At 44.0% G+C, this 14,884-nt stretch carries 10 protein-coding genes; 8 read left to right on the top strand and 2 right to left on the bottom strand.

Annotated features, from left to right (window positions below):
- Positions 1-99 precede the first annotated feature (99 nt).
- Genes SMSP2_RS08620 through SMSP2_RS08600 form a run of 5 tightly spaced genes read left to right on the top strand, consistent with a single transcriptional unit; the run spans position 100 to position 4,742 of the window.
- On the top strand, positions 100-594 hold the full coding sequence (locus SMSP2_RS08620) for a hypothetical protein (RefSeq protein ID WP_146683559.1): 495 nt from the start codon (positions 100-102) through the stop codon (positions 592-594).
- Positions 591-1,613, top strand: coding sequence for an SPFH domain-containing protein (locus tag SMSP2_RS08615; RefSeq protein WP_146683558.1), 1,023 nt, complete (start codon positions 591-593; stop codon positions 1,611-1,613). The genes SMSP2_RS08620 and SMSP2_RS08615 overlap by 4 nt, the downstream gene beginning before the upstream one ends.
- Before the next feature lie 11 nt (positions 1,614-1,624).
- On the top strand, positions 1,625-1,978 hold the full coding sequence (locus SMSP2_RS08610; protein ID WP_146683557.1) for a hypothetical protein: 354 nt from the start codon (positions 1,625-1,627) through the stop codon (positions 1,976-1,978).
- Positions 1,978-2,445 (top strand): tetratricopeptide repeat protein, encoded by a 468-nt coding sequence (locus SMSP2_RS08605; RefSeq protein ID WP_146683556.1) that lies wholly within the window; start codon positions 1,978-1,980, stop codon positions 2,443-2,445. The genes SMSP2_RS08610 and SMSP2_RS08605 overlap by 1 nt, the downstream gene beginning before the upstream one ends.
- A gap of 11 nt (positions 2,446-2,456) precedes the next feature.
- Positions 2,457-4,742, top strand: coding sequence for a GYF domain-containing protein (locus SMSP2_RS08600; protein ID WP_146683555.1), 2,286 nt, complete (start codon positions 2,457-2,459; stop codon positions 4,740-4,742).
- Here SMSP2_RS08600 and SMSP2_RS08595 read toward each other — a convergent pair.
- On the bottom strand, positions 4,731-5,708 hold the full coding sequence (locus SMSP2_RS08595; RefSeq protein ID WP_146682659.1) for an IS30 family transposase: 978 nt from the start codon (positions 5,706-5,708) through the stop codon (positions 4,731-4,733). The genes SMSP2_RS08600 and SMSP2_RS08595 overlap by 12 nt on opposite strands.
- 147 nt (positions 5,709-5,855) lie before the next feature.
- On the opposite strand from SMSP2_RS08595, the gene SMSP2_RS08590 reads away from it, so the two are divergent.
- From SMSP2_RS08590 to SMSP2_RS08580, 3 genes are all read left to right on the top strand, one after another.
- A complete protein-coding gene (locus tag SMSP2_RS08590; RefSeq protein ID WP_146683554.1) occupies positions 5,856-6,647 on the top strand; it encodes a tetratricopeptide repeat protein in 792 nt (263 codons plus the stop codon).
- 233 nt (positions 6,648-6,880) lie between these two features.
- Positions 6,881-10,177: a right-handed parallel beta-helix repeat-containing protein gene (locus SMSP2_RS08585; protein WP_146683553.1), complete on the top strand. Its 3,297-nt coding sequence runs from the start codon at positions 6,881-6,883 to the stop codon at positions 10,175-10,177.
- A 210-nt stretch (positions 10,178-10,387) separates the two neighbouring features.
- Positions 10,388-13,015 carry a hypothetical protein gene (locus SMSP2_RS08580; RefSeq protein WP_146683552.1) on the top strand — a complete coding sequence of 876 codons (2,628 nt, stop codon included), beginning with the start codon at positions 10,388-10,390 and terminating at the stop codon, positions 13,013-13,015.
- 131 nt (positions 13,016-13,146) lie between these two features.
- Here SMSP2_RS08580 and SMSP2_RS08575 read toward each other — a convergent pair whose 3' ends face one another.
- Complete coding sequence (locus SMSP2_RS08575) at positions 13,147-14,880, bottom strand: GxGYxYP domain-containing protein (protein ID WP_146683551.1); 1,734 nt, start codon at positions 14,878-14,880, stop codon at positions 13,147-13,149.
- Positions 14,881-14,884 lie beyond the last annotated feature (4 nt).

The following is a 14,884-nucleotide window of genomic DNA, read 5'->3' as shown; positions in this document are numbered from 1 at the left end:
ACTTATTATCGGTAATGATAATGATAAAGAATCCGGGTATTTCGCATGTCCCGGACAATTGCATAGGCTGGAATAAATAGCTTTATTTGCGAGGTGGATATGGCAGAATACAATGGCAATAATATATTTGAAAAGCTGGGAGCTTTAATACCTGGTTACAAGGGGTATTCTGAGAGGGAAGGTCGGAGAGAAACAGACAAAATTCTCCGGGAACAAATTGTAGACTCTCTTAATAATAATATTTCTGTGCTCTACAAATGGAATAGAGCGTTCTTGAAAGAGGGACACCTTGAACAATTGACCGAAGTTGAAGACATTGAGAAAAAACTAAGAATTATCACTGACCAAATTAAATTTGCACAATGTGGAGATTCTGGTTTTTTTGACGTTGTTCAGGTGAATGAGAAAACTCTTGATAACTTATATTTATATGACATGGCCTTTAAAAAAAAGGTTGATGAATTCATTACCAATCTGAACAGTATTAATTCTCATCAGAGGAAAGGTGTTGGACTCGAAAACCTTTCTGAGCAACTAGACTCACTAAAACAGATAGTCGAGAATAGAGATAAATTAATTACGGAGATAGAATGATGCCAAAGTTAATGGAGGTTCTTGAATATCTTGATGATACTGGAAATGTGATGGTTGCTCGTATGCCTCAAGAAGGACCCTGTGAAATTAAATGGGGAGCACAACTCACTGTAAGGGAAAGTCAAAGTGCAGTCTTTTTTAGAGATGGCAAGTCTGTGGGGGTTTTTAAAAGGCCCGGACGTTATGTATTAAAAACACAGAACATACCGGCTCTTACGAAATTTGTAACTAAATTCGGGTATGGACCTGATAGTCCTTTCCGTTCAGAAGTATATTTTCTGAATATGAAACTTTTTAGAAATCTTAAATGGGGCACTTCGGAACCGATTATTTTCCGCGACCCTGAGCTCCAAATGATTCGTCTTAGAAGCTACGGAATATTTTCAATTCAAATTAAGAATCCAATTGTTTTTTTAAACAAAATTGTTGGAACTCAAGGCGTCTTTACTGATGCTGAAATTAAAGATTACTTGAAGAATATTATAATAACACGTCTAATTGATATCTTAGGTACTCAAGTAAAGAGTGTCTTTGAATTACCCAAAGTTTATGATGAACTTAGCACAGGTACAAAAGCAGTTTTAGAAGAAGATTTCGAAGCTTTGGGATTGTTTATTGTAGATTTCTTTATCAACTCAATATCGCCACCTGAAGAAGTTCAAAAAATCATTGATGAGAGAACGAGTATGCAGGTTATTGGTGATATGAATAAGTACATTCAGTTCAAAACAGCAAAATCGTTAGAAATGGCTGCCAATAATCCAGGAGGACCAGCAAGTGCGGGTGTTGGTATGGGGGCAGGACTTGGGATGGGTATGATGCTCCCACAAATAGTTCAACAATCTTTTAACTCTCAACAGCCTGCGACTAATCCCTCGAAGTCTGTTGAGATAACGGAAAGTGATCATAAATCTGACCCCATTTCCAAACTTAAAGAACTTAAAGCTCTTTTAGATTCTGATATTATTAACAAAGATGAATTTGAATCTAAAAAGATAGAGTTATTAAAACAGATATAGATGGAGATGTTATGAAACTTTTATTTTCATTGATTATCGCTATAGGATTAGTGGTATGTATTATATTGGCAGTTGAAGGAGCTTTCTCAACTTGGCAAATGATTGTTGGGTTTATCATCTGCTTTCCTCTCTCTTTTATTGGAACACAATGGAGGCGTCCAATAACTATATTTCCTATCGCAATTATTGCTATGCTAATACTTTACTTTGGAATTGAGCATGCATGGCACGGCTTAATCCCCGGAGGAATACTAGGAACACTTCTAACTGTTTTAATTTCAATAGGCTGGATTAATCCACATGAGCCGTTTTCCAGAAAAGATTATATAGAGAAAATAACTACAACAAGAATAGAGGAAGAGTAATGTCTGACTTGAACACTAATGATAAAGCGATTGTTTTATTTCAAGAAGCAATAGAATTATTAAGTAACAACTTTTATATTGATGGGATATCGAAGTTCAAAGAAATAATTGCCTTGGACCCCGCAGGCGACCTAGCAGATGATGCTCAATTTAATATTGGTTTGTGCTATATGAAGATGAATGCAATTAAACAGGCAATTGAAAACTTTCAAAAAGTTATTGATGAATATCCTGACTCAATAATTGCTTTTTCTGAGCAGAACCTTGAGTACGGTCGTACTCCAGCTAAAGCATACTTGGGCCTTTTGACTTGTTATATTCAACTTGGTAACCAGATAAAGGTCAAAGAGTGCTTAGAGGAACTAAAAGATTTCCAAGATTCTTATGTAGTCATAACTAGTGGAAAAGAAGAAGAAAAAATCTTATATTATGAATTAGCAAAGCAAGCAATCGAAAAGTCAAAGTAAGGGAAAATAGAATGAGTTCGCAATGGTTCTATCACCGTGATGGGAAAAATATTGGCCCTATTTCTTCTCAACAACTTAGGAAGGCAGCTAATAATGGAGGGTTATACCCCACAGATATAATTTGGAAGGAAGGTTTGAAAACATGGGTTTTGGCTTCAAAGATAAACGGTTTATTCCATGATAAAACCAATGAGAACTTGGTTGCTCAAAATCCTGACGCCCTCCCCCCCTTACCTGCATTAGATTCTATAAAAAGTTTTGAAGTAGGTTCAAATTCAAATATTAAAATAATGACATATTTGATTGAAATCGCTATGGCGGATGGGAATTTAAACAGCTCTGAAATGAAGGTCATCAAGGCTCTGCAAGCCAAATTAGAAATTTCTAACGATGAAATGAAAAATATTATGGGTTCTTTTAAAGCTGGTATTGTAAATCATAACATAAATATCAGCATGCAGGATTCAGTAAATATATTTTATTTATTGGCAATGTTATCTGTCTCTACTGGCTCAGAGCAAAGAGAATTACTTGATACACTTATTTACTATGGAAACAAATTAAAACAGGACAAAAACCTGTTAGTGCAGCTTGCCAAAAGCATCGAACTGGGAAATAATGATGAGTGTGTCGATCTAGATAATGACTATGATAATTCAGCACAATCATCAATTAATAAATTTTTTAAAGAAAAATTTCCAGAATATTATCAAGATGCAGTCAGATTTTACAAAGATATCAATTACCAAATTACAAACTCTAGATTGTTTTTGCATAACATTCTTGCTGTAGCAAGAGCAGATAGTTATTTAGATGGATCAGAAGTTAAGCTCATAAAGAGTTTTTGTAAGAAAGCTGGGATAGGACAAAACGAATATGATAAAATACTAAGGGAAAGTATTAATAATCCGGGAAACGTGATTTTAAATGGTTCACCTGACGAACAATGGGGTACACTGCTAACGCTGATTAAAGTTGCTATGGCAGATGGTCAAATGTCTAAGGATGAAATTGACATTATAGTAAAATACTGCCGTCTTCTCGGAATTTCAGATATGCAAATCACTGAGATAGAAAGTCTGCTTTTTGAAAACCCTAACGATATTTCAAGGTTAAGTTCTTTCTTAAATTCTGTCAGGAATTCCAGTCAGCAGCCTGAACAACCGGGTCGCTTAGAAGGCGGCGATTTTGAAACTGATGAACATAATCAGACAATTGCTGGTTTACCTCTTATATTTTGGTATACCATTATCTCTGTCATCTTTGTGCTATTTTTAATTGTAGTGGTTCAGAAAGTGAAAATATCAAGTGCAATAATAGGCATAAAAAAAATAGACAACCTAGTTTCTCAAGCTGAAGATTATATGGATAAAGAACAGATATATGAATCGTTAAAAATATATACAAAAATTGACAAGTTACTGGAAGCCCGAAAAATAAAAAAGTACGCTACTTCCAAAATAGCAACAGTGAGGGCAAAGAAAGAAATTGCCTTAGAACAATGGGAAAAACTCGGTTATGAAGAAATATCTAACACATGGGAAGAAGTTCAGCAGTACTTGAAGGAAGATAACTATCTTGCTGCTGAAAGAACTCATGAAAAACTTAAGTTGCAAATCCAAAACAAACATAATGTTAAAGATAGTTATATAAAAAATATAGTTGATAAAGCTGGAACCGACTCCTTCGTCTCAGATATTAAAGAAACTCGTGCACAAGTAGCTCATGAAAACTGGATTAATCCGGATCCTATGCCAATGTTTGTAATGTTAGCAATCGGTGCTTTGAGTATGCTTTTTTATGTTATTGCTTGGTTATTTACAAAATACCAGAGATTGCTGCTTGTTGCTCTAATGCTAATCAATATTACGATTTTAGTACTTGTAACAATGCCTCTGAGCGAGAGATTATTAGCCTTCTTCTTTGGCCCTGAAGAACCGTTTGATATTGTGGAGAATTATATTATATTTTCATGGATCCCATTTGTATTTAGTCTCCTCGCTTTTATCACTGCTTGTTCAGCGTTTAAGACAGTATGTCCTGAATGCCAAATATTGTTTGCAAAAATTCTTGATAGCAGTCAAGTGGTTGGTCAGTATCATCAGAATATACTAACAACAGAAACAGACAAGGTATACAATAATCAGCGCGAAGTTATAGGAACTGTTGAACGAGATGCTGTTCATCAATTTATGGTTCAAGTAATATCTGATTCATGGCATTGTAAACATTGTGGACATACGCGGATTCAACTCCCAAGTGCAATTAAGTTAAATCCTGTTTTGTTATCCTGTTAGTTTTTTCCTCTTATAGAATACTTCATTTGGGGTTAAAAATCCAAGAGATTTTCTGGGTCGATTATTCAGTCGATTCATTATGTGCTCAATCTTCTGATTGGTCAGCATTCGGATGTCACTTCCTTTTGGTACATACTGACGGATCAAGCCATTGGTATTCTCATTCAAGCCCCGCTGCCATGCACTGTAGGGATCGGCAAAGAAGACCTTAATTTTAAGGTTATGGGCAATAGATTCATGGTTTGAAAATTCTTTGCCATTGTCCACTGTCAGTGTATAGGTTCGTCGGGGCAGCGTGCCGATCAGGGCGATAATGGTCCGTTCAACCGCTTCGGCGGTATAACGATCTACCTTACCGATCAGCGTCAGCTTGCTTTTGCGGTCAACCAGGGTTACCAGGGCTCCCTGATGGTTTTTCCCCACGACGGTGTCGCCTTCCCAGTCCCCGATGCGGTTTTTTCTCTCTACAACCGGTGGGCGTTTTTCGATACCAACCCTGTTTTTGATCGTTCCACGCCGGTCCCGGCTGTTTCTTCGTTTTCTTCTTTGTTTGGTCCCGGCAATCCGCAGATGGGTATACAGGGTTTCTCCCCGGGCTTTATCCTGCCAAATGTGCTGGTAAATCCGCTCATGACTGACGGCCGGCCCCTGCCAGTGGGGATCGGTTTTCATGCGTTTTGCGATCTGCTCCGGCGAATGTTGCTGCCGGAGGCGGGATTCAATGTATTCTATCGTCTCCGGCTTCATTTTGACTGCTTTACGGGCGGCCATCCGTCGATATAAAGCCTTTTGCTGGGCCTGCTTAGGGCGATAGCCCCGCAGACCTGTATTGCGGGCCAGTTCCCTGCTGATCGTGCTGGGAGAAACGCCCAACGCCGCAGCTATTTGTTTTTGTTGATTTCCTGCTTGCTTCATGGCATATATTTCGATACGATCGTCTTCGGTGAGCTGCTTGTACGCTCTCATAAGTGTTCCTTTCGTTGAGGTCACCATAATTCAGTGAGAGAGTATACCAGCTCACCACAATTTTGGCGACTTAATTGCACTTATGAGTTGAATCCGCTATAGGTGGAACACAAAAAGAACTACTTCAACACGAGAGGGCTAATAGAGATGATAGATAGCATTCACAAAAATATTAAGTGTAAATACTGTAATGGGCGAATTGGTCCCCAGGAAAACTCAAGTCTGTTGGAGTGTCAATGGTGCGGGAGTAAATTCAATCTTCCGCTTGAGTTTCAAAACTCGGAAAAAAGAGAAACGCCAAATTTATTAGATATGGCAATTAATGCGTACCAAAAGGAGGATTATAAAACGGCAATGTCGTATTATGATTCAGTTCTAAAATCAAAGCCTACAGACTACCAGGCATGGTTGGGGAAGGCCAGAAGCATGTTTAAATTTCCTGAGAATATGACTACTCCTGGCTATATGACATTATTTGTAGAAGCTTATAAAAAAGCTTGCTTGAATGCACCTGACGATAAAAAAAATGAGACAATAAACGAAGCTGGCGATATGGTTTTCACGTGTATTGCTACACGTGAGCTGTGTTGGCAATACATGTTATTTGTAAAGAATAAAGAAAAAATTGATGAACAAAAAATTAGAAATTTCAATGATGCTTTGGCTGAATCGGTCGATTCTTTGCTCTCCGCATCAGAAGTTGTGACATACCCCGGGCTATTTCAGATGGGTGAAAGACTTCATAGGGTATTTTTTAGAGGTTTCATTAGGGCTGATGGCAAAATCCGACGAGCAAAAACGTATGTCGATAAAAGGAATAAACGAAAACTTGCTGTGATGTATGAAAGATTTTCGCCGATATATTCTAAATTGCCACAATTGCCTTTATCTGATTTATCCCGCGGAACAAAAGATGGTTCCAAAAAACAAAATAACTAACTAAGAGAAAAAGGACTGCGGGACAATTATTTGATAATATACTATCAGATATATATTTATATCATTTTATGGTACGTTGCAGGCATAAATTCAGCATTTCTTTGGGGAACAGTATTTAAATAGTTAGGTCAAAAAGTACCGGCGGAATACAGACTTTATAATGTCTGCCCTTCTGAAGTGCTTCGCTCCGGTTTTTTATTGACTCGGATTGTTTGGGGTGTTAGTCTAAGTATATGTTTAGACTATATCCCATATCAGGTGTTTCCCTCAGGGCAGTAATTGCGTTTATGTTGTTGGCGGTTTCTGCCGCGTCGCTGGGGATATGCGATGAGCAGCCCTGGCAGAGGGTCAACGGCGGGTATGCCCTGAACAGCGGCTCTCCGGCTCGGGGTTCTGCGGTGTTCTTAAAAACCGTGGTAACCGGCAGCGGAGACCTGGTTTATATCTATAACGACCAGAAAATCCCCGCGGCGATGGGCAGGTTTCAGTGCTGCGGCAGTCAGCCCTCATACCAATGGCAGGTTTATTCCGGCGGCAAGTGGTCTGCTGATTCGGACGCGGTGCCGCAATCCTTGTCCAATACGATAGCCGCGTTCTCTGATCCGGTGAATATCTTTGCCGTTGAGGGGAGCGAAGATGCGTTTTTCGCCGCGGCGTGTTTCCCATCCGGCGGTATCCGTAACTCTCTTATAGGAATGGATATACACGGCGGCGTTGTCAATCTCGAATACGACGGCACCGCCGGCAGCCGGTTCTGGGTCTCTGGCGCAGAGTATCAGCGGTTCGGCATGTCGGCTCTGGTGGATGCCTGGAACGGTGTTAAAGGAGATATGGCTTTTGATCCGCACAGCGGAACAGGGATTCTCATAAGCACAAAGGGCGACTGGCTTAACGGCGGCTACGGCGACAAGCTCGTTGCCGTAAATTACGACCGTAACAACTCAAAACAGCGTTGGCGCAGGTGGGACAGCCAAAACGGCGGCTGGTACAAGGATAACTCATGGCCGCCGACACGTGATGTCGCCAGGTATGCCCTGCCGAATCCTAAAGCTGCCAAGGGCGAGAAATATACCAACCCCCGTATAGCCCGCATCGACAATGGCAGATATATTGTAACCTTTGGATATGCCGGCACTAAAGGTTCCATTACATCGATGCTGCTTTACGACGAAAACGCCGGCGGAGAGTGGTCGTGGTTCAACGGCAGCGGCTTTTCTCAGGGCGGGTCCTTTGACTATGCCCCGATTGTTGATTCCGATGTCAGCCGCACGGTGAGGCTTGAGGTCTTGCAGGGCGGCGGCATAAAATTCTTCTATCAGAAAAATAATCATGTCTATGAAAAGGGACTCAAGTTTAAAGAAACGGGCTTGCAAATAACAGAAACGGAGAACCAGCTTGCCGCGGCGAGCGAATATATAACGGTTCAGGACAAGCAGGGCGGTCTCTGGCTGTTCTATGTACATAAAAATAATGAGCTTATGCTTATAAAGAAGCCCTCAGCGGGCGGCTGGACACAAGAGCGGCTTGTTTACACAGGCGGCGGCTTAAAGATAAGGATTCTCGATGTCAATTTCGCCGGCAAGGACCAGATGCCCATAGCATTTACAGCCGAGCAGGACAAAGACGGCAGCTCTGAAATCTACGCTGTTTCGCCGGACTGCAAATGTTTCCGGCAGGACGAAAAGCCGCTGCGGTTTAAATCTCAGCCCAAAGGCATTACCGCCGATGCCCGCATTAAATACGCCGGCGAAACGGTAAACACCGCAAAGCCCTATGCTCCCTATGGCAGTCAACACCCCGCCAGAATGGTAATAGACAGCAATCAGTATCTTTATTCTGTGAATTCTGCGGTCTGCAATGCCGTCATCAGAGACAAAGACGAAACCTCGCCGGAAAGGGCGGTAAGCTGGGGCGGTTTCTGGGACCATCTCTACTTCCCCGGCGGCTGCTGCGTGGACAACATACGGGGCAAAGTTTACATGTCAAACCGCATCATCGACGGCGGCGGCGGGAGTGCCTGGGCAAACAGCTATATCCGCGAATTTGACATGGATTACCGCACCAAAAGCCTCGGCTGGAAGAAGCTGCGAAGCAAGGTGCCGCCAGGCTGGGACAGCAAATACCGCTCAACCATTTTCGGCTCCGGCAAGTGGATCTCAGATATCGCCCTTGACCAGTCCCGCGGCCGGCTCTACGCGGTATCCGCAGGCGAATGCCGCATCAAGGTTTACGATGTCAATGGAAGTAAGCCCGTTCTCTCAAAGACCTTCGGAGGGCCCGGCAGCGCTGCGGGAGAATTTCGTTTTCCGCAGGGAATCGATATTGACCCAGATGGAAATCTTTATGTTGTTGACATCGCAAATCACCGTATCCAGAAATTCGCTGCCGGCGGCAAATTTATAAAATCCTGGGGCTCGCCCGGCAGAGATTCCGGCGAGTTTGTATATCCATACGATATTGCCGCTGACCCCAAGTTAGAGCTTGTTTATGTTGCCGACCCGTTCAATTCGCGGCTTCAGATATTTGACCGTCAAGGGCGGTTTATATATTCATTCTCAAGCTGGCAGCAGCAGGGCAAACCGGCACAATTTGGAACCTTATCAGGTGTTGCCGCCGATGGGCAGGGCAATATCTATGCCGGAAACGACAGGAACGTTTTAAAGTTTACAATTGTCGGATTTGACAGGGATGATGACAAAAACGGGATTCCCGATTTACTCGAAGGCGGCGTTCATGCCATACGTGTGCAATCAGTCGGCGGGGCGGTTATTGAGCCCGCGGCGGATATTACGCTTAAAAAAGGACAGGATGCCGGTTTTCGAATCAGTTTCCCTGCCGGCCAGAGTGGCGACGTTATCGTTGACGGCGAGTCTGTAGGCGCTGTTACTGAATACGAGTTTAAAGGAATCTCGCAAAACCATTCTATAACAGCTCTTGCGGGCAGAATATACAACCGCACATCCGCCGCGGTTTATGAGACGATCAGAGACGCTGTCTCCCATGCCTCCGCCGGCGATGTTATAGTGCTTTCTCCCGGTACATATAACGAGCAGATCAACTTTGCGGGCAAGGAGATACGCATAACCGGCATAGACCCGCTGGAACCGGAGATTGTCGCCAAAACCGTGATTGATGCACAGGGAGCCCAGGCCGCGGCGATCTTTACGCAGGGTGAGGGCAGCGGCGCGGTACTTGAGGGCGTAACGTTGACCAACGCTTCAAGCGGATTGCTTGTAATGTCGTTTTCCATGCAGGCAAAACAGGCACGGCCGATAATACGAAACTGCAAAATTACCGGCAATACAGTCGGGGTGTTCGTAATGGGCGGCACTCCTACGGTGGAAAAATGCTGGATTGGAGACAACAAGCAGAACCAGCTGGTATTGGCAAATTCATCTGCTGTAATTCGTAACAATACCATTGCATCACCGCAAATCGATGACGCCGATTCAAAGGCGATAGTGATTCAGAATTCTCCCGACGCTGTACTCGAGGACAATCGGCTGGATGCTTCTGGCGGCGATTTGTAATTTTGGCTGCTCATTCACTAAAATAAATTTGCCGTAATGCAAAATATGAAAAATAATGTTGCTTTAGCCACCAGAAATGATAAGATAATGTAATGTTTTAAAGTTTACATATTATTATAGAATCTTGCCGGAGGTAAGCAAATGCATAATAAGCTCAGCAGGAGATCCTTTTTGCTCCATTCTAATATGGCTGTATTTTCAGGTTATATTTTGAGAAGGAATATTCTCAATACCGCTTTTTCTTACGAATCCGGAGCCGGCTCAGCTCCCGGTAATTGGGCCTTGAGCCCTGAGACGCTTGTATCGGGCAGAAAAACACGTGTTGAGCTTTGCTATGAGCATACAGGTCTGGGTCTGCCGGCAGGGTCTTACCACAGGGTTCTTATTGAGCCTGTAAGCGTAAAATCTCTTTTCCACTGCCCTCCGAGCACTGATATGAAAGTGGTTGAATACAAAAACACTCTGCCAAAAGTTGATTTGATACCTCAAGCTGTTCATGGTGTTGGTTTCCGTGAGGTTAAGATGGTTTTTCCAGAAGGCATAAAAAGAGGTGATAGTTTCGCTGTACAGCTTGGCAATACTGATGATAAAGGTGAGATAACCGCTCTGATAAATCCGGTGCCGGTCAGTAATCTTACATTTGAAATTTACACGGGATTTGATGAAACTCATGCCGCAAAAGCGTCTGATAAAAACACTTATAAACAACCCTGGAATCCGCCTCAAGCCGGAAAAGAATATGACTGGCAGGTCAAAGGCTGGGCATACGCGCTGCCGAAAATAAACATTAAGCCTGCTCCTGCTTCGGCACTTCGAATATTCGCCCCGTCTCTTGTGAAGGCCGGCAGTAAATTTGATATGCGGATTTCTGTAACGGACGAATTCGACAGCAGGGCATTTCCTGTATTTGAGGGCAATGCAATAATTGAGGATTCAACCGGTTTTGAGGGGGCATCTAAAACTTTAAAATTTTCTAAGAAGGATAGATGCTCTAAATTGCTTAAAAATATATCTATTACTAAACCTGGGATTTATCGGCTTAGAGCAAGACTCGACGGGGCAAAGGAAATCTTTGAAAGCAATCCTGTAATTGTTCGCAATGATGTTAAGGCTCCCATTTACTGGGGGAATATCCATAACCACGGCCAATACTCGGAATGCTGGGGCGATGATCTGGATACATTTTACAGTTTTGCCAGAGAAGTCTCTGGAATGGATTATGTTTCACTGAGTGACCACCTTGGAGCTATGCCCCGCAAACAAGGGGGTGCGGGTCGGCTGCTTCGCTGGAGGCTCGGACATCCGGTAAGTCCCTATGAGTCTTGGAAAGATACCATAACTGCCGCGAATCGTTACAATAGCGATGATTTCGTAACTCTTATCGGTTATGAATGGTCAAGCATGGATATGGGGCACTACAATATCTATCTTGCCGAGGCAGATATGGATAATATGGATAAAATTTTTACAGACAAGTATGAAGATTGCGGATTTACTCTTCAGGAAAAACTTAAAAACTGTGAAGCGCTTTTCATTCCGCATAAACACGCAGACGTATTCCCTTACCGCCCTTTACAGGAAGTGAGCAACTCCGCGGGAAAAGCTCTTACGCCATGTATCGAGGTCTATTCTGATTGGGGAGATGCGTTCGACCCGTACGGCAGGTGGCCGGAACATTCACTTTTCGGGGGGGTGCGAAACAGCGATGCCCACAGTTATCTATGGGCACTTGAGAAAGGTTACAGGCTGGGTGTTCTGGGGGACTCTGATTCTCACACCGGCCTGCCCGGCAGAAGAAATCCCGGCGGTGTCGCCCCTCATCATGACCACCCGCAAGGGCTTACCGCGGTTATGACAAATAACTTCAGCCGACAGGGGGTAATGGATGCCTTTCATGATCGGGCTGCCTATGCAACCACAGGTGAGAGAATTTTTCTTGATGTTCGTGCTCTTGGAGTATCGTTTGGAGAGATTCTTCGCTGCGACGAAAACTTCAGCATCGAAGTAGAGGCCGCGGGTACGGATTTGATTGAAAGTGTAAACCTGTTCAACGGTATGAACCTTGTTGAAAGTAAAAAGTTTGGAAATGTCAAAGATATTAAATGCACATTTGGGGGGCTTGAGCCTGCTGAAACGATGCGTGCATATACAGTAGCCGTTATTCAAAAAGATGAAAACAGGGCTTATTCGAGCCCGATCTGGGTTGTGAAAAAATCGCTGCCTGAGCTGTCTGTAGAGAGGACAGCGGGCGGAGAAGTCTTCGTTGTCAATAACGGCTCCGCCGCCGCGGAAAATGTCGAGATTATGTTATCCCGGACTGACTTTACGCACACGAGGCAGAGAATCCCGGGCCGTGAGCCGGCTTGGGAGGAGACAGCCGGTTTTATATGGACAACCAGAAGAGACGACCGTAATATCATACTGCATTACCGCTGGCATGGAGAGCCGATTGAGGGCAGTGTTGAGATTGCCGGCGCGGCAGATTATGAATTTGATTACAACCGTGATTTTATTTTCTGGCAGGGTCAAATGACAGACCATGGCGACGGCAAGGCCGACTTCACCATCGGCAAAACCCACACAATTACCCACTCAATAGGTTTTGATATTGATATCAACGTTAGAACAGATGTGCCCTGTAAAGTTACAATAAGTTTTAATAAAGATCTGACGACGTTTGCCGGCAGCAAGACATTTGAGTCTGATAAGATAACAGTTCCGTTAAACGGAAGGACGAATAACGCGGCTGTGCATAATGAGAAAATACCGGTTCTTGAGCCGGGCCGCAGGTGGAAAGTACCGACAGCGTATAAGGATGGGTATGTCAGTTTTATGTAAACTCCTGTAATTTGACGAGAGATCTTGTAAAATTCCAGGATCTAAGACTTCAATCCTTCCGTCAAAATACGCTTTACAAACTGAACTGATAATGAGGTGCCAATAGAAAAAACGAATTCCCCAGAGGGTGATTAGTTTTTGCCCGTGTGCTCTGAATAAAGCCGGTAGTATTCGTCCTGCGAAACGACAACATACTCATCGGGCAGCATTTCCATGACCTTTATCATATCCGAGGGAAAATAAGACCAGCTCAGCGGATGCACGTAGATAAACGCCGGCCGCTCTTTTGGTGTATGCCTGCGGATGTCATCTGCGAGGAATCTGCGGTTGGCCTCGTCACGGTCCTGCACCTTCGCCGCGTCCCAGCGGTTTACTACGTGGGAAACAAGCGTTTTGTTGTCTCCGATAAAATAATTCGGGCCGATTTCCAGCGCGTTTTCATCTCTGCCCATGCCCATTATCAGTGTGTTGATGCCTTCAAGCCCCTGGGCGAAATTTAACGTTATCGGGTCATTTTTCTCACGGTCAAAATCCAGCCACGCGTCCGTGTAAAGCCCCATCTGTCTTATCCCTGCCATTCTGGCGTATCTGTTTACTATATCCAGCTGCTGCTCAAAGGCTGCCTGCGGTTCAGGCGTTCTGTCCAGAAAGTTGCGGTATGGGTGGCAGTACGCCAGACCGGAGAGACAGAAGTAGAAGTGGTCGTTCTCTGTGGCGTTTTCGTAGAACCACTCTATGATGCCGGGGCACATTTCAAATACTCCGGGAGCGATTGACCAGCCGAAGGGGATCCTGCCCCTGCCCGGGTCGTCCCAGGCCTTTTTCTGTACGCATTCCCAGTAGATCGGGGCATCTCCTGATTCCTGTACAGCCAGGGCAACATATACCTTGTCGTCTTCGAGCTCAACGGTTTTCGATGGTTTTCTTGACCTGTAATCAGCGGTCATTGCCTCGAAATCAACGTTTATTCCGCCATGAAAGCTCAGGTTTATGCCCCAGTTACTGCCGAGCATTACCTTGCCGTAGCGGCCGGCAAGCCCGACGCCGTAGTATTCTGATAATCCGTGGTCATCTGCTCCGCCGTCAATCCAGCCGATGAGCGGTATATTGGGCTCTGTCATGGCAAAAAGCCTCTCAGCAAAGCATTTTTCTATCTCATAATCGCTTTTTTCGTTGTCCTCGGCGTTTTTGCCGGTTACCCAGAACTGGAACACCTTGTGTCTGATGAGGTAATCCCGCAAATGGTGTTCAGCGAAAGTTGGGTGCTGACATGCCAGGACGGAGTGATTCATTTTCGGCCAAAGCGTATCCAGTGCCCATTCCTGGGCCTCGATATTGCTTTTCCATCTTCCTCTAAGATCAATGATTTCTTTTCCATACCTGCCGGCGAATCTTTCTGCCTGGGCGGCGGCAGCAACGATACCCTTTTCGACGGAACCTATCATTGTCGCTATGTTTATGGTAACAGGCAGGTCAGGGTCGTATATGATGACTTTGTCGTAGCAGCTTTGATATTTATCTATGCAATCATCGATAGACATTTGGTTTATCTCTGTAATGCGGCCCTTTTTCTTGAAGTAATCCAGCCAGAACCGCTGAGGCGTGTTTCCGGAGGCTTTTGTCCACACCTCGAAGCAGAGCCTGCTCTTGCTGCCGGAGTTGGCATGTCCCTGCATGGTTATCATGGCAAGTTTAATGTCGGGCTCTTGCGACTTAATGTCAACAAGGTTAACAGTTTGGGCCGGAGGTGAGCAGTCCGGAAGAAGGGCGTTTTGCCATTTGTCCCTGTCAGTCTGCGGCGAGCAGCCGGCTGATATTATCGAGCTCAAAATAACCGTAAACAACAATAATTTGCCAGTATTCATATTA

The sequence above is a fragment of the Limihaloglobus sulfuriphilus genome, assembly GCF_001999965.1.
GTDB lineage: Bacteria > Planctomycetota > Phycisphaerae > Sedimentisphaerales > Sedimentisphaeraceae > Limihaloglobus > Limihaloglobus sulfuriphilus.
The sequence above is the reverse complement of the archived record's forward strand: the minus strand, read 5'-3'. Positions and strand labels throughout refer to the sequence as shown.

Bases quoted from the DNA above. Each gene is read 5' to 3' on its own strand.
- SMSP2_RS08600 (WP_146683555.1), top strand. From the start codon at position 2,457: ATGAGTTCGCAATGGTTCTATCACCGTGATGGGAAAAATATTGGCCCT.
- SMSP2_RS08585 (WP_146683553.1), top strand. From the start codon at position 6,881: ATGTTTAGACTATATCCCATATCAGGTGTTTCCCTCAGGGCAGTAATT.
- SMSP2_RS08575 (WP_146683551.1), bottom strand. From the start codon at position 14,880: ATGAATACTGGCAAATTATTGTTGTTTACGGTTATTTTGAGCTCGATA.
- SMSP2_RS08605 (WP_146683556.1), top strand. From the start codon at position 1,978: ATGTCTGACTTGAACACTAATGATAAAGCGATTGTTTTATTTCAAGAA.
- SMSP2_RS08615 (WP_146683558.1), top strand. From the start codon at position 591: ATGATGCCAAAGTTAATGGAGGTTCTTGAATATCTTGATGATACTGGA.
- SMSP2_RS08595 (WP_146682659.1), bottom strand. From the start codon at position 5,708: ATGAGAGCGTACAAGCAGCTCACCGAAGACGATCGTATCGAAATATAT.
- SMSP2_RS08610 (WP_146683557.1), top strand. From the start codon at position 1,625: ATGAAACTTTTATTTTCATTGATTATCGCTATAGGATTAGTGGTATGT.
- SMSP2_RS08620 (WP_146683559.1), top strand. From the start codon at position 100: ATGGCAGAATACAATGGCAATAATATATTTGAAAAGCTGGGAGCTTTA.
- SMSP2_RS08590 (WP_146683554.1), top strand. From the start codon at position 5,856: ATGATAGATAGCATTCACAAAAATATTAAGTGTAAATACTGTAATGGG.